This window comes from Citrobacter arsenatis (assembly GCF_004353845.1).
In the GTDB taxonomy this organism is placed as follows: domain Bacteria; phylum Pseudomonadota; class Gammaproteobacteria; order Enterobacterales; family Enterobacteriaceae; genus Citrobacter; species Citrobacter arsenatis.
This window is the reverse complement of sequence record NZ_CP037863.1, coordinates 77,191-101,129: the sequence shown is the minus strand read 5'-3', so window position 1 is coordinate 101,129 and position 23,939 is coordinate 77,191. Positions and strand designations below refer to the sequence as shown.

The window sequence follows — 23,939 nt, the reverse complement described above, 5'->3', positions numbered from 1 at the left end:
ATGGGCATGATTAAGTCGCTGGCAGTAGCCACAGGTATTTTTTTTATGGGCCTGTCAGTATCCCCTGTCCGGGCCGATGTAAATGGTGATCTGAACGGATTTTTTGGCAGTCTGGGGTACAGCGGAAACGTCTCGCAGGCGCAGGCATGGCAGGGACAGGCTGCGGGTTACTTTTCAGGTGGTTCGGTGTATCTGCGAAATCCGGTTAAAAACGTACAACTGATTTCGATGCAGTTACCCTCCCTCAATGCCGGCTGCGGTGGCATTGATGCCTATCTTGGTGCATTCAGCATGATTAGCGGTGAAGAAATTCAGCGCTTTGTTAAACAGATCATGAGCAACGCGCTGGGATATGCCTTTGACCTTGCTTTGCAGACGATGGTCCCGGAACTGAAACAGGCTAAGGACTTCCTGCAAAAACTGGCCAGCGATGTAAACTCAATGAATATGAGTTCGTGTCAGGCAGCACAGGGCATCATAGGAGGGTTATGGCCGGTAACACAGGTGTCACAACAAAAGATCTGTCAGGACATTGCCGGTGAAACCAATATGTTTGCGGACTGGGCTGCATCGCGTCAGGGGTGTACGGTCGGCGGGCAGAGCGACAGTGTGACGTCGCGGGCCGGAGATAAGCAGAAAGACCAGGTGTTGAAAAACAAGAATCTCATCTGGGATTCACTCAGCAAAAATGGATTATTGAGTGGTGACCGCGCCCTGAAAGAACTGGTGATGAGTACCGTCGGCTCAATCATTTTTAACAGGAATGGTGATGTCACTATTCTTACGCCGCTGGTTGATAACCGTGACCTGATAAAAGTCCTGATGCGCGGTGGTACAGCGAAAGTATACGGATGTGATGAAGCCTCACTCTGTCTTAATCCGGTCGTCACCAACCTCAGTATTTCTGAATCAAGCGCTCTTGTTACCCTGGTTAAAAACCTGATGATCTCCATGCAGAACAAACTTGTAGATGACAGGCCGTTGACCGACCAGGAAAAAGGGTTTGTGAACACCACGTCGGTCCCGGTACTGAAATATCTGACCAACGCTCAGAGCATGGGAATGAGCGCGACCTATCTGCTGCAGGTGTCGGATTTTATCGCGCAGGATCTGATGATTCAGTATCTCCAGGAGCTTGTTAAACAGGCCAGTATGTCCCTGGCGGGTAAAAATTTCCCGGAAGAAGCCGCCGCGAAGCTGCGTGACAACGTTATTCACGCGCAGGGGCTTCTGGCTGACATGAAACTGCAGTCAGCTGCAGATCAGAATGCGCTGGATGGTATCGACCGCAATATGCAGTACCTGCAACAGCAGGTATCCACCATCGTTTCCGGCTCATACCAGAGCAACTACCATTGGGGTGATCGCTGATGCTTGAGATTTACACCATTTACGGTGGGGGGATGTGGAAAACGGCGCTGGACGCCGTTGTTACCCTCATCGGATCCAGTACATTCAGTACGCTGCTGCGTATGGCGGGAACCTTCGGGGTACTGGCTGCGTTGATCATGTTTATCAAACAACGTAACCCGATGTTGTTTGTGCAGTGGCTGGCTGTTTTCATGATTATTACCACGATTTTGTTAGTTCCGAAGCGTTCCGTTCAGGTGATCGATATATCTGATCCTGCAGCTGTCTGGAAAACCGATAATGTTCCGGTTGGGCTGGCTGGTATTGCCTCTCTGACGACAAGTGTCGGCTATAAGATGACTTCGTTATACGATTCTCTGATGGCTCGCCCGGACTCAGTAACCTACAGCAAAACGGGGATGCTTTTTGGTTCACAGATAGTGGCCGAAACAAGTGACTTCACGACACAGAACCCGGAACTGGCACAGATGCTGCCGGATTATGTGGAAAACTGCGTAATTGGTGACATTTTGCTGAACGGGAAATACACCGTGAATCAGCTGCTTAACTCGTCCGATCCGCTGGCGCTAATCACCAGTAACCCAAGCCCGTTGCGTGGAATATTTAAAACATCCTCCACAACGAGGCAGTTTATAACCTGCCAACAGGCAGCTGCGGAAATTAAAACGCTGGCCAACGTTGAAGCTAATCCTGGCAGCGCCACGTTTACCTGGCTGACGCAGAAGATATTCGGCAATAAAATCAATGGAGCAACACTGCTTTCCAGTGCGATGGGGGACAGCTACGGCTTCTTTTATGCCGGAGGAATGACTGCCTCGCAGATTATGAAGAACAATATCACCAACAGCGCGATACGACAGGGAATTAAAGGGTTCGCAGCCCGTTCGTCAGATACCGCAAACTTGCTGAATCTGGCGACAGAGAATGCGGCCACTAAGCAACGGCTCAGTTGGGCATCAGGGAACGAACTGGCAACACGCACACTGCCATTTGCTCAATCACTGCTGATGTTGATCCTGGTGTGTCTTTTCCCGTTAATGATTGCTTTAGCGGCCACTAACCACGGTGTATTCGGCCTGAATACACTGAAAATATACGTGAGTGGTTTTATCTATTTCCAGCTATGGCCAATCATGTTCGCCATCCTTAACTACGCCTCAAATTACTGGTTGCAGTCGAAAACTGGAGGGACGGCACTCGTCCTCTCTAACAAAGATATTGTGGCGTTACAGCATTCGGATGTGGCAAACCTGGCCGGATATCTTTCACTCTCGATTCCTGTTCTCTCGTTCTACCTTACCCGGGGCGCGGCGGCAATCGGATCACAGGTTGCAGGAGGTATGCTTAGTTCGGCGGCCTTCACGGCTGCAGGTGTATCTTCCACGACTGCAGATGGAAACTGGTCGTTTAACAATATGTCGATGGACAACGTAAACCAGAACAAAATGGATACAAACCTGGTACAACGTCAGGGCCAACAGACATGGCAGGCTGATAATGGTTCTACACAGACAATGACTGCCGGTGGCCATACTGTTATTGATGGCTCTGGTGCTATGTCTAATCTCCCGGTGAATATGAAACTCAGCCAGCTGGCCAGCAGTGGATTTCAGGAATCAGCGCGTCAGTCGCAGGTTCAGGCACAAACAGCACTGGATGGCTATAACCATAGCGTGACTAGTGGCTGGTCTCAACTGTCGCAGTTATCTCGCCAGAGTGGTACCAGTGACAGCCTGAGTTCAGGCAGTGAAAACAGCCAGGCAACAAATGCCACACGTGGCGCAAGTATGATGATGTCCGCTGCGGAGAGCTACGCCAAAGCAAACAATATCTCCACGCAGGAAGCATACAACCAGTTGATGTCTAAATCACAGGAAGGCAGCTTTAATGCGGGTGGTAAAATTTATGGTAAAGCAGATATTGGGGATTCAGCTATAGGCAAAATTGGCAAATGGACTTTGGGTGCCAGCGGAGGTGTGGAGGGGCATACGGGGGTTGAGTACAAAGGGACTGATGGGAGTTCACACGGAACACAAAATACTAACTCCAGTACGCAAGATCTGCGACATGACAAGAACAGCCAGGCAGTTAATGACTTCCGTCAGGGTATGGATATGGTTACCAGTAGCCGAGTGAGTGATGGCTCAAATCATACGGAGAATGCGGCAACCAGCAATGTTCAACAATTTGCAGCCACGCTTAATGATGCGGAAAGTAAGTATCATCAGTACACAACCAGTTCGACACAGAGCGATGAGTTCAGCCGTATGGCCACTATTGCACAGAATCAGAGTGCAAGCCTGGATACCAACTACACTCAGGAGTTTGTGGATTGGGCGGCTAATAAGTATGGCGACAAAGCACAGAGTATGCTGACAAGTGCCCCAAGTGCGCGTGAAGCGGCAATGGAGTTTGTGAATGAACGTCTGAAACCTGAAATTACCGGAGATTATCAGCAGGGTCGTTCAGACCTTGTAACCGGTTCAGAGCATGAACCATTCAGTGGTAAACATATTGTGCATCCTGCTCAGAGTAATCAGCAAATGACAGGAGCTGCAGATACACAAGGGAGTGGGCATTACAATATGTCAGAAAGTTCAGAAGGGGTAATTAGTGCATCTTCTGGCGACTCACATTTATATGGGAGTAATAGATTGTATGGCGATCAGAACATGCCATTAAGGCAAGATACTTCTGCCCGAGCAAATGAATCGTCCTTAGCAGATTCAGGACATAGTTACAGCGATGGACAGACAATGAGAAGTGCTGAGAATCATAGTGGCCATACTAGAAATCAATATGGTGGTGAAGAATACCGTTCAGCCCCAGTAGTTAACAATCATCGTGGTGAAAACCATTCAGTAGGTAGCAGCGAGTATGCCTCTGAAACTGAACAAGTAAGTACGGCGATAAACATCACCTCTGACAGAAATGCCGCGGGCGGGCGTATCACAGGCAATGATATGTCTGATTCTTTCAAGGAAAATCAGCAAAGATTGCGTGAACAGGCTGGAAAGACTTTTGAGCCTCAAAATGACTTGAAACGTAGGGCTGCGGAACAAAGATCTGATAATCTGCATAATATCAACGATTCTGCTGATGAAATTGCTAAAAAACAATCCACTGTTCAGGCATCCAGTGGTATATTAAAAGGAGAACAAGAAAACGCTCAGGGTAAATTTGCCTCGGGTTATGAAACTGAGAAGGGAAAACAAAATTTTATCCCTACGGACCCGAGCGTAGAAGATGTTCAAGCTAGGTTGGCTGAATTGCGCAAAAAAGCAGGGTGATAGGAGTGTGCATAGTGATTACACAGGCAGATGTAAATAATGACATTCGAATGTTGGCTGAAAGTATTGAAGACTATAATAGACCATTGATTAGTCCTTTACATGCTTTGAAACTAAGTATGCTATTGCCTCTGAGTTGTGCCGCGGTTTATGCGCTGGCTGTCATGTGGACTGTATATAGTTTCGTGCCTCATATTGATCATTTCGACAATATGACCACTTTGACTGGTGAATATGGATTTATTCTTGCGGCTAGCTCCTTAGCTCTGGTTTTTTCATTATTTATCGGAATGGCGTTGTATGGCCCCGCTCTAGCCTATTTATCTCTTAGCAAAGAGGCAAGAGCTAAGTCTTTAATCATAGGGCGATTAAAAAAAATCATTTCAAAGTTTGCAGTGTTCTTTTTCTTATGTAATACATCTGTGGCTATAATATCTGTCGAGGCTCCTTGGGTTTTAGTCTTATCACCAGTAGCTATTATGCTTCCTTTTTTAATTATGCAAACCGTTGTTAGCGCCGAAATGACCAGATATGGCATTGGTCCCATATTAGGAAAGCTGAAGAGTATAAGTCAGAAAATTTAAACGATTAGGTCCCATTATTGGCAAGTTTGCGGTTATCACATTTATAGGTGATATCCGCATCAGTGATGCTGTTTCTTGTGCATTTGTCTAAATTTTAATTAACCTTTTCTATTACATTATTTTCAGTTTCCCCTTCTAATTAATTAATTTACATCATTAATTGTGTAGCATTTCTAATGCTGTATTTTAATGTCGAACTTATTGGGGAGTGTTAGGAAAAATCCTGGACTTATGTTCTGTATCAATGAATTCAAAAATGAAATTCAGGATAAATGATGTGCTTGTAAAACAAACAGGATAAACCATGAAATTAAAACAGTATGCAGTTGTCACTTTAGTTGCCTCTACCCTGGTACTTTCGGGCTGTGGAGCCATGTCCACTGCTGTGAAAAAGCGCAATCTTGACGTGAAGACCCAGATGAGTGAAACCATCTGGCTGGAACCATCTTCAGAGAAGACTGTTTATCTCCAGATTCGCAATACGTCCGACAAAGACATGTCAGGCCTGCAGGCGAAAATTACCAGTGAACTGGCCGCAAAAGGTTACCGGGTTTCCAGTTCTCCTGATACGGCCGACTACTGGATTCAGGCCAACGTTCTGAAGGCTGAGAAAATGGACCTGCGTGAATCGCAGGGCTTCCTGAAAACGGGCTACGAAGGAGCCGCGATGGGCGCAGCTCTTGGTGCAGGTATCACTGCGTATAACTCAAGTTCTGCAGGGGCCACACTCGGAGTTGGCCTAGCCAGCGGTCTGATCGGTATGGCCGCTGATGCGATGGTTGAAGATATTAACTACACGATGGTGACCGATCTGCAAATCTCTGAGCGCAGTAAAGCCACTGTCACAACGGATAATGTTGCCGCTTTGAAGCAAGGAACTTCTGGAGTTAAGGTGCAGACGAGTACTGAGCAAGGTAACAGGGCAAAATATCAGACCCGAGTAGTGTCCAATGCCAATAAGGTAAACCTAAAGTTTGAAGAGGCGAAACCGGTTCTGGAAGCACAGCTAGCTAAGTCTATCGCTGGCATTATGTAACCTACTTTAATTAAGTTGTTGTCCTGAATCAGTATTGTCTTAGGAAAGAACATGAAGAAACTTAAGTTTTATTATGTCTTGATTTCAACGGTTGCGATACTCTCTGGCTGTTCTGGTAATAACCAAACTGAATTTAGTTCAGTTACATCAGCTGCCGATCAATGTACCTCGGTTGTCCATTCGTCCTCTTTGGGTAAAAATGGAAAAACTACACTCAGAGCCATCAAGAAAATAGATTCTTATTATGTACGAGTGGGGGATTCAACAACACAATTCCTCGTATTAGAGGATATCCCATATGTTGAATCCGAGATTCTGGATAACGGAGACCCTGGATCGGCATGGCGACGGTGCATGCAGGAGAAAGGTATCGTTTTTGGTTCTAAGAGTTAGCTACCTGTAACAAGAAAGTCTACCGCACTGACGATGAGATCTCTCATCTCAGGGCGGTAACTGTGAATATCCTCCTCATCAAGCTCATGAAGATAGACCGTCTGAATCAGCTGCGTCATCAGAATATATCGTTCACCATCGATGTTAACGACGGGATTAATCTTGCTCATTCCAGGTAATGACTGGCGCCATCTGACAAAAGGAATGATGACCCGTGTATTGAGATCGATTAACTGATCGGACTGCGCAATGACGAAATACGGATATTCCGGATTGTCCAGTCTTCTGAATACGGTCCCCTGATTCATTTGAAGACTCTCAGTGCTGCACTGCTGCCGGGAATAATATGTTCAGCAGTAAATTTGTTCATAGCATCAATAGCCGCTTTGTTTTCCTGTCTCCATCTGGCCTGACGTTCGGCACGGACCACGTCTTCAAGAGCAGAATTAAGGGCTGCTGAAAGATTGATGTTAAGCATCTTCGCTTCGTCCACCAGGGCGGCATCCAGCGAAATATTGGTGCTTCTTTTGCGCGACCGCATAGTCGTATTCATTGTTAAATCCTCTGCGCATTATGTATGCGCATAAATATAGCGCATTTATGCTCCAGAGCGTAAGTGCCTGTCGTTATTCCTGTGATATTTCGCTTCCTCACATGACTGCACAGGCGCAGTCATGTCTGCGGCGAGCGCTGGAATCTCTTTTTTTAACCAACCGTTTATCTCGTTGCCGTTCTGGCGATGCGATTACTGCCGGGTAAATTCTATGAGCTTTGCAGGTAAAAATCTCACTCAGGGTGGGCAGATGACTGCCTATCGCTGGCGCATGTTCTTTCAGGTCAATAACTGGATAGGATTCTGGATCTTCATCCTTTTTGCTGTGCTGGCAGCCGTCATCTTTTTCTTACGCATACCACAGGAGGTTTTCGATAACGGCTCACTGTGGTGGTTTTCCAGCATTAACAGCAGCTTCATCAACCTGATGCCGCCGGGCACTCCAAAACTCTATGACATCCATTACTGGTATGCCGCCACTCAGACGCAGATGGTTCTGAAAATGACCCTGCCACAGATACTCACAGACCCTTACATGACGGCTATGGGGGAGCAGTTTTTCAATGAACTGCAGTGGGCCGTGCTGGTCAGCGGTGTGTTCAGCATGTGTGTATTCGTGGGCATCGCCTGGTACATTGCCGACATTGGCCGCAAGGAAAGTGAAGACCAGTATATTTCCGGCATGCAACTGACGGAAAACCCGGCCGAGGTGAACCGGCTACTGCGTAAGAGTGGAGAACTGTCCGACTTACGTGTGGGTGAATTACACATGGTCAGGATGGCCGAAGTAATGAACTTCCTGATCCACGGCACGATTGGCGTGGGTAAGTCGACTCTTATTCGCTGGCTGCTGGAGTTCATCCGAAAACGTGGCGATCGGGCCATTATCTATGATTCAGGCTGTACATTTACTGAAACCCACTACAACCCCCGCACTGATTTCATTCTTAACGCTCATGATGAACGCTGCGCTAACTGGGATATGTGGGGAGAGTGTGTTGATGCTGTGGACTATGACAACCTTGCAACGAGTCTTATCCCCGTTGAAGGAGAGTCCGACCCCTTCTGGGTATCCAGTTCTCGGACCATTTATGCTGACCTGGCCATAAGGATGTCTGCTGACCCGGAGCGCAACATTGAGAAATTTCTCAAGACATTGTTGTCCCTCAGCATGAAAAGCCTGCGTGATTATCTGGCCAACACCCCATCGGCAAACCTGGTTGAGGAGAAAATTGAAAAGACCGCCATATCGATCCGTTCAGTAGTCACCAACTATGCCAAATCACTGCGATACCTGCAGGGACTGGATGACGGTACCAAACCCCCGTTTACCATCCGCGAATGGATGACACAGTCGAAGTACGACAGCAGCTGGCTCTTTATTTCCACACAGGCCCGACACCGCAAAAGTGTCCGGCCTCTGATATCTCTCTGGTTATCACTGGCCACTATGTTTTTACAGAGTATGGGGGAGAACAGCGACCGGCGAGTGTGGTTTATCTGTGACGAAATTCCCAGCCTTCAGCGCATCCCCGAACTGGCAGAAACGATGGCTGAAGCGCGTAAATTCGGCGGCTGTTTTGTCCTGGGAATGCAGAATATGGCACAGATGATCCACGTTTATGGTCGTGAGCTGGCCAAAAGTATATTCGACCTGATGAACACCCGCATGTATGGCCGTTCCCCAAGTGCGGAGATGGCCAAAGTGGTGGAAGAGGAACTGGGGCATCAGCGTAAACGAAAAATTCGTGAGCAGAACAGCTACGGTCTGGATCAGGTCCGTGATGGTGTGTCGTTGGGTAAGGATGAGGTTAACGACCCAATTGTCGATTACGACCAGATTATGCGTCTGCCTAACCTGAGTTTTTATGTCCGTATGCCGGGTGAATATCCGGTTGTCCGACTGAAACTCAAATTCCGGAAGCCGAAAAAACATCAACCCGGGCTGATTGAAAGAAACATTCGCGATGCTCTGAGTCCCGAACTGGAAAAGGTGATTAAAAAAAATGAGCGTGCCGCTTCTGCTGCCGGTCTGACTTTCCCGACCGGGGATGAAATACTGGAAAAGTCGGGTGCTAATACAGCTGCATCCGGAGGCGATACAGGCATTACTTCCCGGCCCTCAGCCATTGTGACAGAAAAAGAAACGCCACCGGCAGGCGTTACTCCTGTCCGGGCCACAGAACCTGAGCTGAAGCAGGAAGACATTATTTCACCACCAGTGATCCCCGAAAAAAAATCAAGTGTCGTGAAGGTTTCCTCCGTTGAGAAAAATAATGTTTTCCCTCTGCTTTTTACCCGGCAAGCCCCACAGGAAACACCGACGCCCTCAGTTTCTGCTTCTGCAAATGACTCTCCGTGTTCTGGGGAACCAACCATTCCAGTTGTGCCCGATCCTGTTGTTCAGGACAGCACTCTGCCGGCGGCATTGCGCGGTCTCCGCCATCGTACATCCGGTACTGAACAGCCTGTCACCTCAGCCCTGGATATGTTGCAAAAGGCGCGCCAACGTCCTAACGCATCAGGCAACGATCAGCAGGGAGATGAGAGCGCGGCAGGGGAAACGCTGAACCTGGATGCACGAATCACCCCGAATAGTGATGGGGGGATAACGGTCACGACGTCGGGAAAAACAGTCCGGACAGACACCAGTCCGGAAACACACCAGACGAATAAACGTCTCGCGCAGGACGAAGAAAATATTTTATTGCATCGCAATCCCGACGATCCGGGTTATGGCGAACACGATCAACATTATGACGACAGAGAGCCTGAATTATGATGTCAGTCGCCCCTATTGGCTCGGCAGCCGATGCTGCTGGCTACTACAGCCATTCAGATAACTATTATTTCCTCGGTAACCTGCAAAGCCTCTGGATGGGGGAAGGCGCTGACGCGCTGGGCCTCGATGGTCAGGTCAGGGGAGATGACCTGACAGCCGTACTGGAAGGGCGTTTGCCTGATGGTTCCCGCCTGGGTAAAGAAATTAATGGCAACCATGTACACCGGCCGGGCCACGATCTTACTTTTTCAGCTCCCAAAAGCGTCTCAATACTGGCACTCATTGGGGGCGATAAGGAGATGCTGGAAGCCCATAACCATGCCGTTCGTATTGCTGCAGGTTATGTTGAGAAGCTGATTTCTGCCCGTGATACAAAAGACGGGATCACTTCCATCGTTCATACCGGCAAAATGGTGGCGGCGGCATTCACCCATGATACATCCAGAAATCTTGATCCCCAGCTGCACACGCATCTTCTTGTGGCCAACATGACAGAACAGGATGGTAAGTGGAAAGCGCTGGCCACTGACTATATCCATAATGCCGGTTTTATTGAGACGGTTATGAAAATGCAGGTGACGCTCGGGAAAATATACCGCAGCGCACTGCGAAGCCGTGTGGAGGCGCTGGGCCATGAGGTAGAAGAAGTCGGTAAACATGGCATGTGGGAAATAAAGGGGGTGCCGGAAGAAGTCAGGGAAGAATTTTCCTCGCGGGGACGCGAAATTCAGGGGGCAATCGGCGCTGAGGCCACATTACGCAGCCGGGACGTGGCGGCAAAGGATACACGAAGGGCCAAAGTTGATCCCTCCCGGTTACGCCTCATGGAACGCTGGCTGGGGCAGATGAAAGAGAAGGGATTTGATCTCAGGGCTTACCAGGACAGTATTCAACCTTCTGAATACACAGGCCAGGAAAAGGTACCAGGAGCAGTGAGCGTACTCAGAAACACTCCCGTAACGCCCGGATTAACCACCTCAACAACTACGGAACAGGAGCAGGGTAAAGTGTCGGGAGAAAAACAGGCACCTGCTCAGCCGCGTGACAGAGGAATTCATCTCACCACGAACGGTCGCTTCGAGGAACCATTACCGATTCCAGAGGTGACCGAAGCTGTTCGCCAGGCCATCTCGCAGCTGAGCGACAATAAAACACGTTTCACCTTTGGTGAACTGATGCTGACAACGGCCGAACTGAGTGAAAAACTCCCGGACATGAAAGATATTCGTGTTGCGATTGATGCGTCACTGAAAGACGGCATGATTGTACCGCTGGACAGTGAAAAAGGTGTTTTTACTTCAAGGATCCACCTGCTGGATGAGCTGTCCATTCAGGCTCTTAGCCAGGAACACATCAAATCCACAAGTGTGGTCAGTTTTACCCGACCTGAGCAGTATGCGCCGCCGTCACTGGCGGTCGTGGAGCAGGACCCACTGGTACTGATGAATGCTCCGTCAGGGGTGGCAGGTATCCGCGACCTGACGACTCAGCTAACCGGTATTTCCACGGCACTCGGTCGTGATGTTCAGGTTCTGGCCAGTTCCGCAGAACGTGCCATATCCCTGGCAAAATCAGACACACTACGTGACAGACTTATCAGCCGCCAGCATGTCCTGAGTGGCGATTTCCATCTTAAACCCCAGAGTACGCTGATTATTGAGGGGGCAGAGCGTCTTGGACTGAAAGAAACACTGGTTTTGCTGGGTGAAGCCCGCGCGCAGGATGCTCAACTGGTCTTTCTCGACAGCGCCGGGCGTCAGGCTAACGGTAATGCCATGTCGGTACTGGAGTCAGCCGGTATAAGTCGTTCCCGTCGAACAGAACCAGCACCAGGTCTGGAAGCCTCGGTGGTCAGTATCCCTGACAAACGCGAACGCTACGAATCACTGGCCACGCGCTTCGCAGAGCTGAACGGCGGTAGCGAAAACGTAACTGCAGTGGTAATCGGAAAGCGTGAACAGTCACACCTGACAGGGCTTATTCGTAATGCGCTTCAAAATGCAGGGCAACTGGCACGCGACGGTGTGGATATTGAAGCCAGACACCCTGTCTGGCTCGATCAGCGAACCCGCCGCATGCCAGGTTCTTATCGCCCCGGAATGGTGCTTGAGGACCGCAGTGATTCCAGAAATCGTCAGTCTTACGTGATTGATCGGGTGCATGAGGATACCCGTGTACTTTCACTCATTGACGGAGATGGAGTGCTTACCAGGATGAAATTAAGCGATGTCACCGCAGACTGGCGTCTTTTTAACCAGGAAACACTGAATGTGTCTACCGGTGAAAAGCTTCTGGCTGTTGCCGGTGACCGTGAACATCATCTTAAAGCTAAAGACCGTCTCGAGGTTACAGGGATCAGTGACAAAGGAATAGAAATCAGACGAGGGAATGACATGCTGACGCTCCCTAAAAACCAGCCATTGTATGTGACCCATGCTTACGTCAGTGCGCCCGGTGGGCGTGATAATGACCGTGGTGTGGTTCTGGCCGCGTTGAACACTCGGGATATATCAGGTCAGACGGTTAACTCTCTGGCGCAAAGTGGTCACAGGGCGGAAATTTTTACAGCTGAAGTGCAGGACAGAGCTGAAGCACGGTTGCAGAGGATGAAAACGAATGTGTCCCCTGTGCAGTTGGTCCGCACACTCAGTGGACAGGATAACGTCAGTAGTGCGGTTGAAACCCTGCAGGACAGCGTTCGTACAGAGGCAGGGCTTGCTGTCTGGCGTGCGGTCAACGACCAGAGAACGGTGACGTTCAGCCCACTGGTTCTGGCAAAAGATGCTGTGAAATACCACCCTGACCTGGATGCCATCGGGGATGAAATTAACTCGATGCTTAAAACCGGTGAACTGTTGCAGGTTTCACTCAGCGGGGAGCCTAAGCTGGTTGCCCGTTCAACATGGGAGATGGAAAAGGCAATTCTGCGCGTTGTGGATCAGGGGAAAAACACGCAGCTACCGCTACTTGACCATGTCCCTGAAGCCGTCATGAGTGGCCTGACTGATGGTCAGAGAAAATCTACCACCCTGGTGCTTGGCAGTACCGACCAGTTTATCGGAATTCAGGGGTATGCAGGGGTAGGGAAAACCACACAAATTAAGGCTGTTATTGCCGCACTGGATACTCTTCCTGCAGGTGTACGTCCGGTACTGACAGGTCTGGCACCGACACACCAGGCAGTGAAGGAGATGAGTGATGTAGGCGTTCGGGCACAGACCATTAAATCTTTTATTGTGGAACATGAACAGGCGACCGCCGGTGGTGAGAAACCTGACTATAAAGGGCAGGTGTTCCTTATTGATGAATCTTCAATGGCAGGAAACCAGGATACAGCCGCGCTATTTCAGGCGATTGCTGCAGGGGGAGGTCGCGCTGTTTCAATGGGGGACATCGACCAGTTTGAGTCTGTCGATGTTGGCGCGCCTTTTAAACTGATGCAGGAACGCAGTCCGATGGACGTGGCCATCATGAAGGAGATAGTTCGTCAGAAAGATGCCCAGCTGCGAGGGGCGGTGCATGACATTATCGATAATCGTATTGATGCAGCCCTGAAACGAATTGAAAGTCAGCCCGGTGACCGCGTTTCGCGCGATGTGGATGCGATCGTGCCTGACAGTGTCTTTCAGGAAACGACCACGCCGGTGGATGATATTGTGGCTGACTGGACGGGCCGGACGCAGGATGCACGTGATCGCACTCTTATCATTACACAGCTTAACGCCGACCGCAGAGCAGTAAATGCCGGCATTCATGCCACGCTGGCAGAACGGGGAGAGCTGGGAGAGAAAGCGGTCAGAGTGCCTGTGCTTGAGAAAATCACGCATACACGTCATGAGTTCAACCAGACTCAGGCCTGGCAGTCGGGAATGGTGGTGAAACGTGGCGATCGTTATCAGGATGTCCTCGCCGTTGACCGTAATGGCAGAACCGTAACAGTACGTGATGAAGAAGGCCGGATTGGCCTCTATTCACCCCGGGAGCTTATTACTGGTGACGTGCAGCTGTTTCACCGTCGGGAGATAGAAGTCAGAGCCGGAGATTTACTGAAATTTACGGCGACCGATCGTGATCTGGGTCAGACAGCGAATAAGCGATATACTGTCGAATCTGTCAGTGAGACAGGTGATATCAGGCTTAAGGGCGAGAAAGGTCACACAACCATTAACCCGAAAGACGTTCGCGCACAGCAGCATATAGACTACGGCTGGGCAGTAACCGGCTATGGCGCACAAGGTGCCAGTACCGATTACGTGATAACACTGGAGGGCACAGAAGAAGGGCGTAAGGCTCTGGCTACCCGCAGGGCATTTTACATATCAGCTTCGCGTGTGAAGGAGCACGTCCAGATTTATACAGACGGTAAGCAGGACTGGATTAACGCGGTTAAATCCCCGGAGCGTGACATCAAAACCGCCCACGATGCGCTTGCGCCAGAAACACAGCGTAAACAGGCAAAAGCTATCTGGTCAATGGGGCAACCCGTCAGTAAGACGGCCATTGGACGAGCCTGGCTGCGACACCAGAACATGCATGACTCATCACTTACCGCGAAAATCATCCCAGCGACCCGACGCTTTCCAGAGCCTGCGCTCGCTCTGCCTGTCTATGATAACAACGGCAAAAGTTCAGGCCTGGTGCTGGTTTCTCTGGTTGCGAGCAATGAAGGGAGGCTGACACATGGCGAGACACGTATGGTGATGAGTGAACGTGGCCGCGGAGCGTTGTTGCAGCGAAGTAAGTCGGGGAATACGGTCGTTGTAAGTGAGCTTTCGGCTGCGCTCGATGCCGTTCGCAATCGACCGGAAGATGGTGTGTTCTGGCAGGTTGGCACTGAGTCTCTTTCTGCACAACTGATTAAAGTCAGTGGCGGAGAAAGACGTGAGAACGAAGAAATCAGTGTACAACGTGTCAGCCGTGAATCCTCAGAAATTATTCTGCCTGAAACCGAACAGAACGCCGACAAAAATTCCGCAGTCGATATCAGTCATATTCGTGAACAGGACGAAGCCCGAAAGCGTACAGAAGAGTCACTGGCGGCCGACGCCGGGAAATCATCGGGAGAAGCTGCAGAGCCGCTGTCAGTGAAGATAATTCAGCCGACCGGAGAAGAGCTGAACATCAAACCGGAGATTTATGGTGCTGATGGACAAAAAGACATTCCTGAACCCGATAAAAATATCCTCAGAAGTATCGCGTCCTCAGAGGAACGTCAGGAGATTGATCCGGCAAAATTACTGCGTGCCGGGCAGGAGATTGATGCCGGACGTGGTGCGGATATCTCTGGTGTATCCCGCCAGGTGACTGAACTGGCCCGTAATGAACGAGATATAGCGCGACAGACAAACAGTATTGAACACGGTCGTTTACCGGAGCGTGAAGAACAGTCACTGACACGTACCATCCAGAAAGAACGCTAATCCCCATCCCCTATAGAAATCGAGAAACCGTTTATGAAGAGAACGAACTTATCCCTGTTTATCGTTGCAACATCCTGTTTTGTAAATCCAGTCGCACAGGCTTCAGCGCAGCCGTCTCCATTTACACCTGAGCAGGAAGCCAGAATTGGTGAAATTGCAGCAGACTACCTGGTGGCTCATCCCGACGTGCTGGTCACGGTGAGTAAAAAACTTCAGGAACATCAACTACAGCGGGAACAGCTGCGTTATGCCGGCCGTGTGATGAACAACCAGAGAGAGTTATTGAATGATTCCGACACACCCGTTATCGGGCCAGAGCGCGCGAAAGTAGCCGTCATAACATTTTTTGATTACCAGTGCGTGTTTTGCAGCAAGCTGGCACCTGCCCTAGAAAAAGTTATGCAGACGTATCCTGATGTTCGGTATGTATTTAAAGAATTGCCAATCTTTGGTGATCGCTGGGAAAACTCCCTGAAGGCGGCTGAACGTGGGTTATCGGTCTGGAAGCAAAAGGGGGCTGAAGGGTATATGACATACCACAGAGCCATTTACAGAACTGGCCATGATGAGGGAAGACTAAGCGCCGACGATATTTCAGAGGCTTCCCGTCAGGCGGGCTGGATGGATCCGCGAAGAGAAGATTTTACCCCGACGCTTTCCCGAAACAAGGAACTGGCAGGCAAACTGGGTCTAACCGGCACTCCGGGTATCATTGTCATGCCCGTCAGTGGTGCGTCTTCCCAAAAAATCACCGTATTCCCTGGTTTTGTTCCGTCAGAAAAACTGCAGTCTGCTATCGAAAAAGCCTCCAGATAACACCATGCTCCCGGCCTGACATCGGTTTCCCGCCAGAAAACGTTGTCTGATAATGCCGGTACGTATCCTGCCAAAACAGAACCCTATTATTGCGCGTCTGGGGGCCTATCCTGCGTAAAGCACCGCGAAGGATTCTCACATTCCCCTTTGGAAGTTCGAACGTTTCTTGCTCAGCTAAACGTGATCCTATGGGTTTCTGTCACGATCCGCGATCTTTTCGTATGGAAAATTTACGAGTGAAAAGGTAAACTTCCCGGACGTACAGATACCTTGTGGTGGGGTATTCTGTTGAATAATTTTAGATTTACGCCCTAATCCAAACTTTATTGGCTGCTTTGTGGTGAGGCAGAGAGGGGTAAAACTTTATTTCGGAAGAAATGCGGACTTCCGAAAGCAGGAACGTGGATGGGAGCGTGTCCATAAGACGCTCAGGAACAGGTGACGGAAAGTTTTCCGGAGCCTGAATGCACAAACCCCCCGAAATCTGTAGAGTCTTGGCGGAATCAGACAGAGATCAGGGGGTCCAAAAGCAGGCGCGTTGCCTGTGAAGGATTATAACGCATGCACCATATAAAACAACACCCGACCGCCATAAGAAAAGGTCGGTGTGACTGAGAAAAAACCTACCTTTTACAGACAGGTCAAAAATCCTGAGCCGGAGTTCACTCCGCGAGAGGACAAAAAGACTCTGCCGTTCTGTCGTAAGCTGATGGCGAAAGCCGAAGGTTTTACATCCCGTTTTGATTTTTCCATCCATGTGGCATTTATGCGATCGCTGGGTAAACGGCAGCGTATGCCGCCGGTACTGCGTCGTCGGGCCATCGATGCGCTGATGCAGGGGTTATGCTTCCACTACGACCCCCTGGCTAATCGCGTTCAGCGCTCCATTACCAATCTGGCCATCGAGTGCGGCCTGGCCACGGAATCGAAAAGCGGTAATCTGTCCATCACCCGTGCCACACGCGCACTGAAGTTTCTGGCTGAGCTGGGGCTGATAACGTACCAGACAGAATATGATCCGCAGATTGGCTGCAATATTCCGACCGATATCACCTTTACGCCGGCGTTGTTTTCCGCGCTCGATGTTTCTGACGTGGCTGTACTGGCTGCGCGCCGCAGCCGCGTTGAGTGGGAAAACAAGCTGCGTAAAAAGCAGAGCCTGGAGCCGCTGCAGATGGATGAACTGATAGCGAAGGCCTGGCGGTTTGTACGCGAGCGGTTCCGCAGCTATCAGTCGGAACGTAAACAGCACGGACTGAAGCGCGCACGGGCGCGACGTGATGTCGACAGAACCCGCAAGGACATTGAAACCCTGGTGAAGCAGCAACTGACGAGAGAACTCGCCAGCGGTCGCTTTACAGGAAGCGGAGATGCGATAAAACGGGAACTTGAGCGGCGTGTCACAGAGCGCATGCTGATGTCGCGCGGCAACAACTACACGCGACTGGCCACCGTCCCCATATAGCTTTTCCTGACTGAAAATCCGGCTGACGCCGGAGGATTTCTCACGTCTGTACCTCTCTCATGTCTGTTAATCTACCCAATCCGCGCTGTTTTAACTTCAAAAATGCACTGAAATTCACCTGCAGTGGCCCGAGATTCATCCGTCGACTCTGTTTGCGGTCGCCAGATTGAGTTATCAACATATAACTGCAAGGGAAATTTACATAAAGTTAAAACCGTTATGCTTTCAGAGTGCTCGTCGGTGTACTTTCAATGTGCGTGGTTTCCTTTAAAAACCTGCTCTGTACTTCTTTTAAATACATAATCTTTCTCTCTTATAAATATATAACCTGTTCGTCGCCCGCCCTGTGGACAGGCTCATGAGAATGACCGCCCTTGCAGCGGACTGACGTCCGCGCCGGTTCGGAAAAGGCAAAGGTACCTCCCGCCAACAAGTGGCGGGCAAAAGACATCATAAAATAGTTACAACATCCAAGATATTTAGCCAAAAACCAGTGCCCACCCAGCCCCTCCCCACCACTGAAAAGCGCCGCCGCCCCGGCCGAAGGCCGGGAACTACATCGCTTTTAATGCTGGATGTTGTAACTAGAATTAACGGCGCTGTAAGAAGTATCGCTTAAGGTCTTGCGTACACGCCCGTAAGCGGCCCTCACGGCCCGCTAACGCGGAGATACGCCCCGACTGCGGGAAACCCTTGTCGGGACCACTCCGACGGCGCACATCAACACCTGAGCCATATGACCGCGGGTTTTAGCTTTACAGGGATGGGGGGTTAATAGTGATCTTCTATCGATCAACCGGCTACGCCGGGCTACGGCGCCATTCAGCGACAGTGCCATATTTATCATTTGCTGGCGCCTCTATGCCGCTTTGCGGCATAATCACACCTGAAAATAAAGGTATTTTCAGGGAGGTCCGGATGAAGTATTCAGACACCTTCATGCGTCAGCATGAAGAAATGTGCCAAGTGGTGGGCAATATTGTTTTTGCCCTGGCCGAAGCCGGGCACGACTCACATCGCGAAAACATTGTTGCTGTGCTCCGTAACGAGCTTGCAGACCCCGGGAAGTGGGAGCCAGACCAGGTGCTTTATCTTCAACTGGCCATTGATTTACTGAACGCCAGGCAAGGATAGAGTTTTACGGCGCATCGGGATAAAGTCGTTTAGTTATTGTGCCTAACTGGAGCAAGAAAGGGTTAATGACTGACTCGCGTCAGATCATCTTCTGTCTGACTGAGCATTTTCATGGTCATGCTCCGAGTTGTATGGGGCGGCCGAATTTCAAAGAGACTTCATACCTGCCTTCAGAACTGCCTTTTTAAATTGTACGTTCCTCACCCAGCTGAAATACTAATTGCCTGTAAGGCAATAAAAATACAACTAAAAATAAGTAAATCAACGTATCATTCTGCCAGTGAAAATCATTGGATAAATCCAGTTATGAAGGTTACTTATGTTTCGCAAACTGTTTAAAAGCGTGACCAGTCTGGTTGATGCTGAACTCAGACATAATTTACGTATGAATTCTGAATATCAAAAATATCGCTGGAATATTTTTGAACGCCTGCTGGCCTGGTGCTCTACATACTATGGGCGGGCTATGCTGATTCTCTGGGCTGGTGCAATAATGATTGTTCTTGCCTGTTTGTATCTGAGGCCGCTTCTGGCCCCATTTGGCAAGAAGTATTTTAAGGGAATTGAAATGCTCCCGCAGGGGCTCTCCGATCTACTGGGGGGACAATTAACCATCATTGGTATTGTATTTCCATTAGTTGTCGGTCTGATCAGTGTCCTGTTTCAGAAAAAATCGACCCGTGAGCATATCCAGTCAGCCTATCAGCTTTACTCGGGATACATGTTTGCAGGCCTGAGCGGTCTTTCCCTTGCTGCATTTATTCTGGTGAGTGAACTTTTGTCTGCTCGGGGGACAAATACCTTGATATTTGCCTTGTTGTAGTGGCGATAATTTGGATGATCATGAATATTTGTTTGTCTATCTGGTTTTTTATTCAGAGTCTGAATGTTCTGGATGATCGCCGGCGTGATCGAATTATGCTTAAGTATTTTATTTCAAAAGTTGTGGTACAGCATATTAGAACAGCTGTTGTAAAAAACTGGTTAGCTTTTCCAGGGGATTATATTAACAAAAGGGGACTGCTGAATGTCTCTGTTGATATTTATGACTCTCCGGAGAAGGAAAATTCAGATCTCCTGAAGTTAAAACTTAAAATGGATGAATGTGTGAGAGATGTCTATACACTTCCATTATTATTTCTCCTCAGGAGATTAAAACCTGACGGAACGGGATCTGCAAGAATCAGAGTTTTACCCGGGTGGGGGATACATAACGGCGAAGTGGTTATTCTGGCTACAACCGGTATCAGATATAATGCTATCTGGGAGAAGCTGTTTAAGCTCTGTTTTATCCGTGGAAGCAAATGGGAAAAAACAAATTTTTTAAACTTCACCAGAGGTTTTTATGGAGAGGTTTATGATGCTCTGGATGAGCGAAATCTGGGGGCGTTTGAGGAAGCAGCAGACCGGCTTGTTTCGACTTTTATTACGTTGAAAAGATGTTTTCAGTATGATGATAAAAATTATATGGATAATGTATCTGTTTCATTTTTTCCGCAAAGCTTCAGTCAGTCTTTCCATAATGATTTTTACCGTCTTGCAGAAGATGTGGTGAAAACACTGGATACTACCCCCACATATTTCCGGAAGATAATGCATCTTCCACAGTCCTTTTACCAATATCGGGGAGAAGACAGGACCGAAGAACTGAGACAGTCTCTTCAGTCCCAGAGCAATATCTGGCAGATACTGCTGGACTGGAATGCGGGAAACAGGGAGTTATCAGTGAACCAGAAGCAACGTTATGTTGCTATGCTGCAAAACTTTATAGGTGAGTGGGAAAGCTGGCATATGTGGTTACGTCTGGCATTTAAGAATAATGCTGATATGACAGGATATGCTGAGGCTCTTGAATTACATTTATTCCGTTCTCTGGAAATGCTTATTACAGCAATAACATCTGATGATATTGATGCCACTGATCTAAGTACTGACATGTTCACATTGTGGCTTAATCAGGGACAGTTCCATAATCATTATCACGAAGAATATCTGTGGCACAGCCATTTTCTTACGCCGGATTTTTTACTGCTACATTTTTCCAGTTGCAGTCAGTCCTGCATGTTGAGGGGGAAGGCATATAACGAAAAAGCCGCATTATCCCTGACAATGCGTAATGTGATAACTGATCTCCGCTTGTTCCTGTCAGCTTATATGGTGAGGTATCTTGGACAACAAAAAAATGTCAATTTGCTCACTGTCATCAAACGGTTACTGTCTCCTGCACTGGTCTCGCCAACTGGGGCGTATAATACACTTCCTCCAGCTATAGTCTGTCAGACTGATGTTATAGATATCATACTACGTCTCACTTGCTGTCATGCAGGAGAAAGCAGCAACTGGCTTTCACGTCTGTCTCATATGGTGGAAAAACTCACCAGAAGCAACAAAGGACCTGTTATTTCTGGGCGGATTTACATGGGAAGGGTTGATGATTTAAATACACTATACCCTGCATTTGCTGATATAGCAGTAATGCTGTCTGTATCTGAACAAAGTGTCAGCAAAAAAGTGATTACTGCAATCAGCGAAGGGATTTTTTCATTTTCTGATAAAAAAAATATTGTCCATATTTTGAAATCTCTGAAAAAAAACACAACAGAAGTAGCTGACAACTTTTTGATGACATCTGAGGAGTACGCTACGCGAGTTGTATTTTTTAATAGAACGCTGGACATGTACATATCCACTTTTGAAGAAAGTATTAAGTCAGATATCATAAAGGCAGAAGAAGATATCGATCTTTTCAGAAGGATTGATATGAACATATCTCAAAATGTCATTGATGACATTAAGAAAGATCATCTTCTTTCTCTGTTTGAGTTTACACCTGAGTCTGAAATTTCAGAACGTTGGGAAAAACAATGGATTAATATTGGTATTGATAAGGAAAATGTGGCAAAGAAACTTGGATGTACAATTGATCCGTCATTTTTTCCCTCAACAACAATTTCAGACTGCGTACTTAATGAAATCCACCGGAAACTCTATATTAACCGTGGTAAGTTGAGTGAGGATATAAGCGATCTGGATGAACTTTTTCATAAAGTAACAATTTTCATGGAAAAGGAAGATGATTGTACCCTCATTGTGTATGGTAATTGTTTTTCCATGGAGTTATACGAACTTGAATATCGTACTGATAAACATAATGAACTTGGCATAAAAATGGTAAGTAAACCAGATAAGGGATACCAGCCACATGTTCTTCCATATATGATTAGCAACAGTACAATATATTTCGTTCCGAACTGTCAGGATAATTACTCATTACTGGTGCGGAATTCATCTTTTGGTCGTTTACGTCTGTTCCGTTATCCTGATGATACGATGTTCTGCACATTCTGCCGGGAAAATGCTGATGACCCGCTTAAAAGTATTATTACCCATCTCTGGGAGCAGGATGCAGAAGTGACAGATCCTGTCATAGCTATGTTTAATCACGTCTGAGTGCTGTGATTTCTGTCTTTTATGCAACAATCGCTGGATATTGTAATTTATGAAATACGATGCCCAGGCATATCTGTTCCCGGCCGTCTTTTATGACGGCCACTATTTCTTGTTTCGGGGCTGGCGGTGGCTATTATCTGTGGAATAGTTCGCTGATAATGTTGGCAGAGAAATCAGGTCATATGGCCCGGTGTGCCCTGGTGGCACTTGCGCTGGCCAGACAGGATGGCAGTGTGCAGTCACCGGCACAGGAAAATCTCTTTCTGACCCGCTGGCTGGCAACCCAGCTGAAGCAAAGACGTTTCCCGCGCGATGTCGCTCCCGATATCGAGTGGATGTTGAAGCAGTGCCGCCATCTGGGTGTTCGCGCAAAGCTGGCCAGTAAGCTCGATTACCTTTGGCGTTCCTGCACCGGTGAGTTGTCTGGGGTCCGCTTGGAAAACGGATATTATCCTACGTTAAGCTCAAAACGCTTAACGGGTGATTTCGTTCCATTGAGCGGAACCCTCTGACCGTAAGGGATGTACGGAACTATCAGGCTGTCCGTTTATAGTTTTACTGACTTCCGGACAGATAGTTAGCGTAGTGTACGTAATCGTACGGTTTCGGACACAGAAACGCTGTAGTCCCGCAATCCGAGGGATAGCCAATAGCTGCTTGGTTAAAAAGTAGTCTTAGCGTAGGTTGTTTTTCCATTTCCAAGCGGCCCCCTACTGAAGTTAGGAGTTTATCAATGCCTATCGCTTTTAAATTATTGTACTTTCATTACCACATTTAGGTTATATGTAAGCGTCGTCTCAGCACCGTCTGGCAGATCCTGAAATTCCTGAGAGGATAGTGGACACCAAATATGGTGGACGCTATCCATGAAATCATTAACCGCAGTGCGTAAAAAAAGCCCTAATTATCCCGTTGAGTTCAAAATCAAAATGGTTGAACTCTCGCATCGACCAGAGATCTCCGTAGCGCAACTCGCTCGTGAGCATGGGATCAACGATAATCTGTTGTTCAAGTGGCGTCAGTACTGGCGCGAAGGAAAACTACGTCCTCCTTCAACAACAGAAAACAGCGTGCCTGAGCTGCTCCCGATAACACTTGATGCCGAAGATGTTGTTCCTGCAACCTCCTCACTGTCACAACCTGTAGCTGCTGCGGCACCTGAATCACTCAATATCTGCTGTGAAGTGGCGTTCCGGCACGGATCACTCCGTCTGAATGGTGCCATCAGCGAAAATATCCTGAACCTGCTGATACGGGAGCTCAAACGTTGATCCCATTACCATCAGGGACTAAGATCTGGCTGGTCGCTGGTATCACCGATATGAGAAACGGTTTTAACGGCCTGGCGGCAAAGGTGCAGACGACGCTGAAAGACGATCCGATGTCAGGTCACGTTTTTATCTTCCGTGGGCGTAATGGTAGTCAGGTAAAGCTCCTCTGGTCTACCGGCGATGGGCTGTGTCTGCTGACCAAACGGCTGGAGCGCGGCCGCTTCGCCTGGCCGTCAGCCCGAGATGGTAAAGTGTTCCTCACACCGGCACAGCTGGCGATGCTCCTTGAAGGTATCGACTGGCGGCAGCCTAAAAGACTGCTTACGTCCCTGACTATGTTGTAGGCCTCTTTGTCCTGGTCGACGCTGAATGAG

General features: G+C 48.5%; 17 protein-coding genes. 15 read left to right on the top strand and 2 right to left on the bottom strand.

From position 1 onward, the window contains the following. The first annotated feature begins 6 nt into the window (after window positions 1–6). The 5 genes from traH (at window position 7) to E1B03_RS00605 (ending at window position 6,674) form a co-directional block, all read left to right on the top strand. Window positions 7–1,371 (top strand): conjugal transfer pilus assembly protein TraH, encoded by a 1,365-nt coding sequence (traH, locus tag E1B03_RS00625; protein ID WP_057064242.1) that lies wholly within the window; start codon window positions 7–9, stop codon window positions 1,369–1,371. Then, a complete protein-coding gene (gene traG, locus E1B03_RS00620) occupies window positions 1,371–4,661 on the top strand; it encodes a conjugal transfer mating-pair stabilization protein TraG (RefSeq protein ID WP_133085544.1) in 3,291 nt (1,096 codons plus the stop codon). The genes traH and traG overlap by 1 nt, the downstream gene beginning before the upstream one ends. A gap of 14 nt (window positions 4,662–4,675) precedes the next feature. After that, a complete protein-coding gene (locus E1B03_RS00615; protein WP_131334063.1) occupies window positions 4,676–5,245 on the top strand; it encodes a hypothetical protein in 570 nt (189 codons plus the stop codon). 304 nt (window positions 5,246–5,549) lie between these two features. Next, the gene (gene traT, locus E1B03_RS00610; protein ID WP_057064245.1) at window positions 5,550–6,281 is read left to right on the top strand and encodes a conjugal transfer complement resistance protein TraT; all 732 of its coding nucleotides are present in this window, start codon (window positions 5,550–5,552) and stop codon (window positions 6,279–6,281) included. 51 nt (window positions 6,282–6,332) lie between these two features. Further along, entirely contained in the window at window positions 6,333–6,674 is a 342-nt protein-coding gene (locus E1B03_RS00605; protein WP_061548330.1) for a hypothetical protein, read from the top strand. Here the strand turns inward: E1B03_RS00605 and E1B03_RS00600 are convergent. Together E1B03_RS00600 and E1B03_RS00595 are read right to left on the bottom strand one after the other, a co-directional pair. Next, window positions 6,671–6,982, bottom strand: coding sequence for a CcdB family protein (locus E1B03_RS00600; RefSeq protein ID WP_057064246.1), 312 nt, complete (start codon window positions 6,980–6,982; stop codon window positions 6,671–6,673). The genes E1B03_RS00605 and E1B03_RS00600 overlap by 4 nt on opposite strands. Continuing rightward, window positions 6,979–7,227 carry a type II toxin-antitoxin system CcdA family antitoxin gene (locus tag E1B03_RS00595; RefSeq protein ID WP_049271083.1) on the bottom strand — a complete coding sequence of 83 codons (249 nt, stop codon included), beginning with the start codon at window positions 7,225–7,227 and terminating at the stop codon, window positions 6,979–6,981. Before E1B03_RS00595 ends, E1B03_RS00600 begins: the two co-directional genes overlap by 4 nt. Window positions 7,228–7,438: 211 nt before the next feature. Between E1B03_RS00595 and traD the strand changes: the two genes are divergently transcribed. The 10 genes from traD (at window position 7,439) to tnpB (ending at window position 23,909) form a co-directional block, all read left to right on the top strand. Then, complete coding sequence (gene traD, locus E1B03_RS00590) at window positions 7,439–10,009, top strand: type IV conjugative transfer system coupling protein TraD (protein ID WP_133085556.1); 2,571 nt, start codon at window positions 7,439–7,441, stop codon at window positions 10,007–10,009. Then, the gene (gene traI / locus E1B03_RS00585; RefSeq protein ID WP_133085543.1) at window positions 10,006–15,429 is read left to right on the top strand and encodes a conjugative transfer relaxase/helicase TraI; all 5,424 of its coding nucleotides are present in this window, start codon (window positions 10,006–10,008) and stop codon (window positions 15,427–15,429) included. Before traD ends, traI begins: the two co-directional genes overlap by 4 nt. Before the next feature lie 33 nt (window positions 15,430–15,462). After that, window positions 15,463–16,245 (top strand): DsbA family protein, encoded by a 783-nt coding sequence (locus E1B03_RS00580; protein WP_100280314.1) that lies wholly within the window; start codon window positions 15,463–15,465, stop codon window positions 16,243–16,245. 607 nt (window positions 16,246–16,852) lie between these two features. Beyond that, complete coding sequence (gene repA / locus E1B03_RS00575; RefSeq protein WP_100280315.1) at window positions 16,853–17,710, top strand: incFII family plasmid replication initiator RepA; 858 nt, start codon at window positions 16,853–16,855, stop codon at window positions 17,708–17,710. 918 nt (window positions 17,711–18,628) lie between these two features. Next, the gene (locus E1B03_RS00565; RefSeq protein WP_057102330.1) at window positions 18,629–18,844 is read left to right on the top strand and encodes a DUF2767 family protein; all 216 of its coding nucleotides are present in this window, start codon (window positions 18,629–18,631) and stop codon (window positions 18,842–18,844) included. A gap of 319 nt (window positions 18,845–19,163) precedes the next feature. Further along, window positions 19,164–19,667 carry a hypothetical protein gene (locus E1B03_RS26375; RefSeq protein ID WP_246044105.1) on the top strand — a complete coding sequence of 168 codons (504 nt, stop codon included), beginning with the start codon at window positions 19,164–19,166 and terminating at the stop codon, window positions 19,665–19,667. 14 nt (window positions 19,668–19,681) lie between these two features. Beyond that, the gene (locus E1B03_RS00560) at window positions 19,682–22,294 is read left to right on the top strand and encodes a hypothetical protein (protein ID WP_246044104.1); all 2,613 of its coding nucleotides are present in this window, start codon (window positions 19,682–19,684) and stop codon (window positions 22,292–22,294) included. A gap of 155 nt (window positions 22,295–22,449) precedes the next feature. Continuing rightward, the gene (locus E1B03_RS00550) at window positions 22,450–22,806 is read left to right on the top strand and encodes a DUF2913 family protein (protein WP_133085555.1); all 357 of its coding nucleotides are present in this window, start codon (window positions 22,450–22,452) and stop codon (window positions 22,804–22,806) included. Between the two features lie 354 nt (window positions 22,807–23,160). Further along, a complete protein-coding gene (tnpA, locus tag E1B03_RS00545) occupies window positions 23,161–23,565 on the top strand; it encodes an IS66-like element accessory protein TnpA (RefSeq protein ID WP_133085539.1) in 405 nt (134 codons plus the stop codon). Then, complete coding sequence (gene tnpB, locus E1B03_RS00540) at window positions 23,562–23,909, top strand: IS66 family insertion sequence element accessory protein TnpB (protein ID WP_000612626.1); 348 nt, start codon at window positions 23,562–23,564, stop codon at window positions 23,907–23,909. Before tnpA ends, tnpB begins: the two co-directional genes overlap by 4 nt. Window positions 23,910–23,939: the final 30 nt, after the last annotated feature.

What these genes read in the sequence shown, in the direction of transcription:
- traH (WP_057064242.1), top strand. Translation starts at nt 7, where the DNA reads ATGATTAAGTCGCTGGCAGTAGCCACAGGTATTTTTTTTATGGGCCTG.
- traG (WP_133085544.1), top strand. Translation starts at nt 1,371, where the DNA reads ATGCTTGAGATTTACACCATTTACGGTGGGGGGATGTGGAAAACGGCG.
- traT (WP_057064245.1), top strand. Translation starts at nt 5,550, where the DNA reads ATGAAATTAAAACAGTATGCAGTTGTCACTTTAGTTGCCTCTACCCTG.
- E1B03_RS00605 (WP_061548330.1), top strand. Translation starts at nt 6,333, where the DNA reads ATGAAGAAACTTAAGTTTTATTATGTCTTGATTTCAACGGTTGCGATA.
- E1B03_RS00600 (WP_057064246.1), bottom strand. Translation starts at nt 6,982, where the DNA reads ATGAATCAGGGGACCGTATTCAGAAGACTGGACAATCCGGAATATCCG.
- E1B03_RS00595 (WP_049271083.1), bottom strand. Translation starts at nt 7,227, where the DNA reads ATGAATACGACTATGCGGTCGCGCAAAAGAAGCACCAATATTTCGCTG.
- traD (WP_133085556.1), top strand. Translation starts at nt 7,439, where the DNA reads ATGAGCTTTGCAGGTAAAAATCTCACTCAGGGTGGGCAGATGACTGCC.
- traI (WP_133085543.1), top strand. Translation starts at nt 10,006, where the DNA reads ATGATGTCAGTCGCCCCTATTGGCTCGGCAGCCGATGCTGCTGGCTAC.
- E1B03_RS00580 (WP_100280314.1), top strand. Translation starts at nt 15,463, where the DNA reads ATGAAGAGAACGAACTTATCCCTGTTTATCGTTGCAACATCCTGTTTT.
- E1B03_RS00565 (WP_057102330.1), top strand. Translation starts at nt 18,629, where the DNA reads ATGAAGTATTCAGACACCTTCATGCGTCAGCATGAAGAAATGTGCCAA.
- E1B03_RS26375 (WP_246044105.1), top strand. Translation starts at nt 19,164, where the DNA reads ATGTTTCGCAAACTGTTTAAAAGCGTGACCAGTCTGGTTGATGCTGAA.
- E1B03_RS00560 (WP_246044104.1), top strand. Translation starts at nt 19,682, where the DNA reads ATGATCATGAATATTTGTTTGTCTATCTGGTTTTTTATTCAGAGTCTG.
- tnpA (WP_133085539.1), top strand. Translation starts at nt 23,161, where the DNA reads ATGAAATCATTAACCGCAGTGCGTAAAAAAAGCCCTAATTATCCCGTT.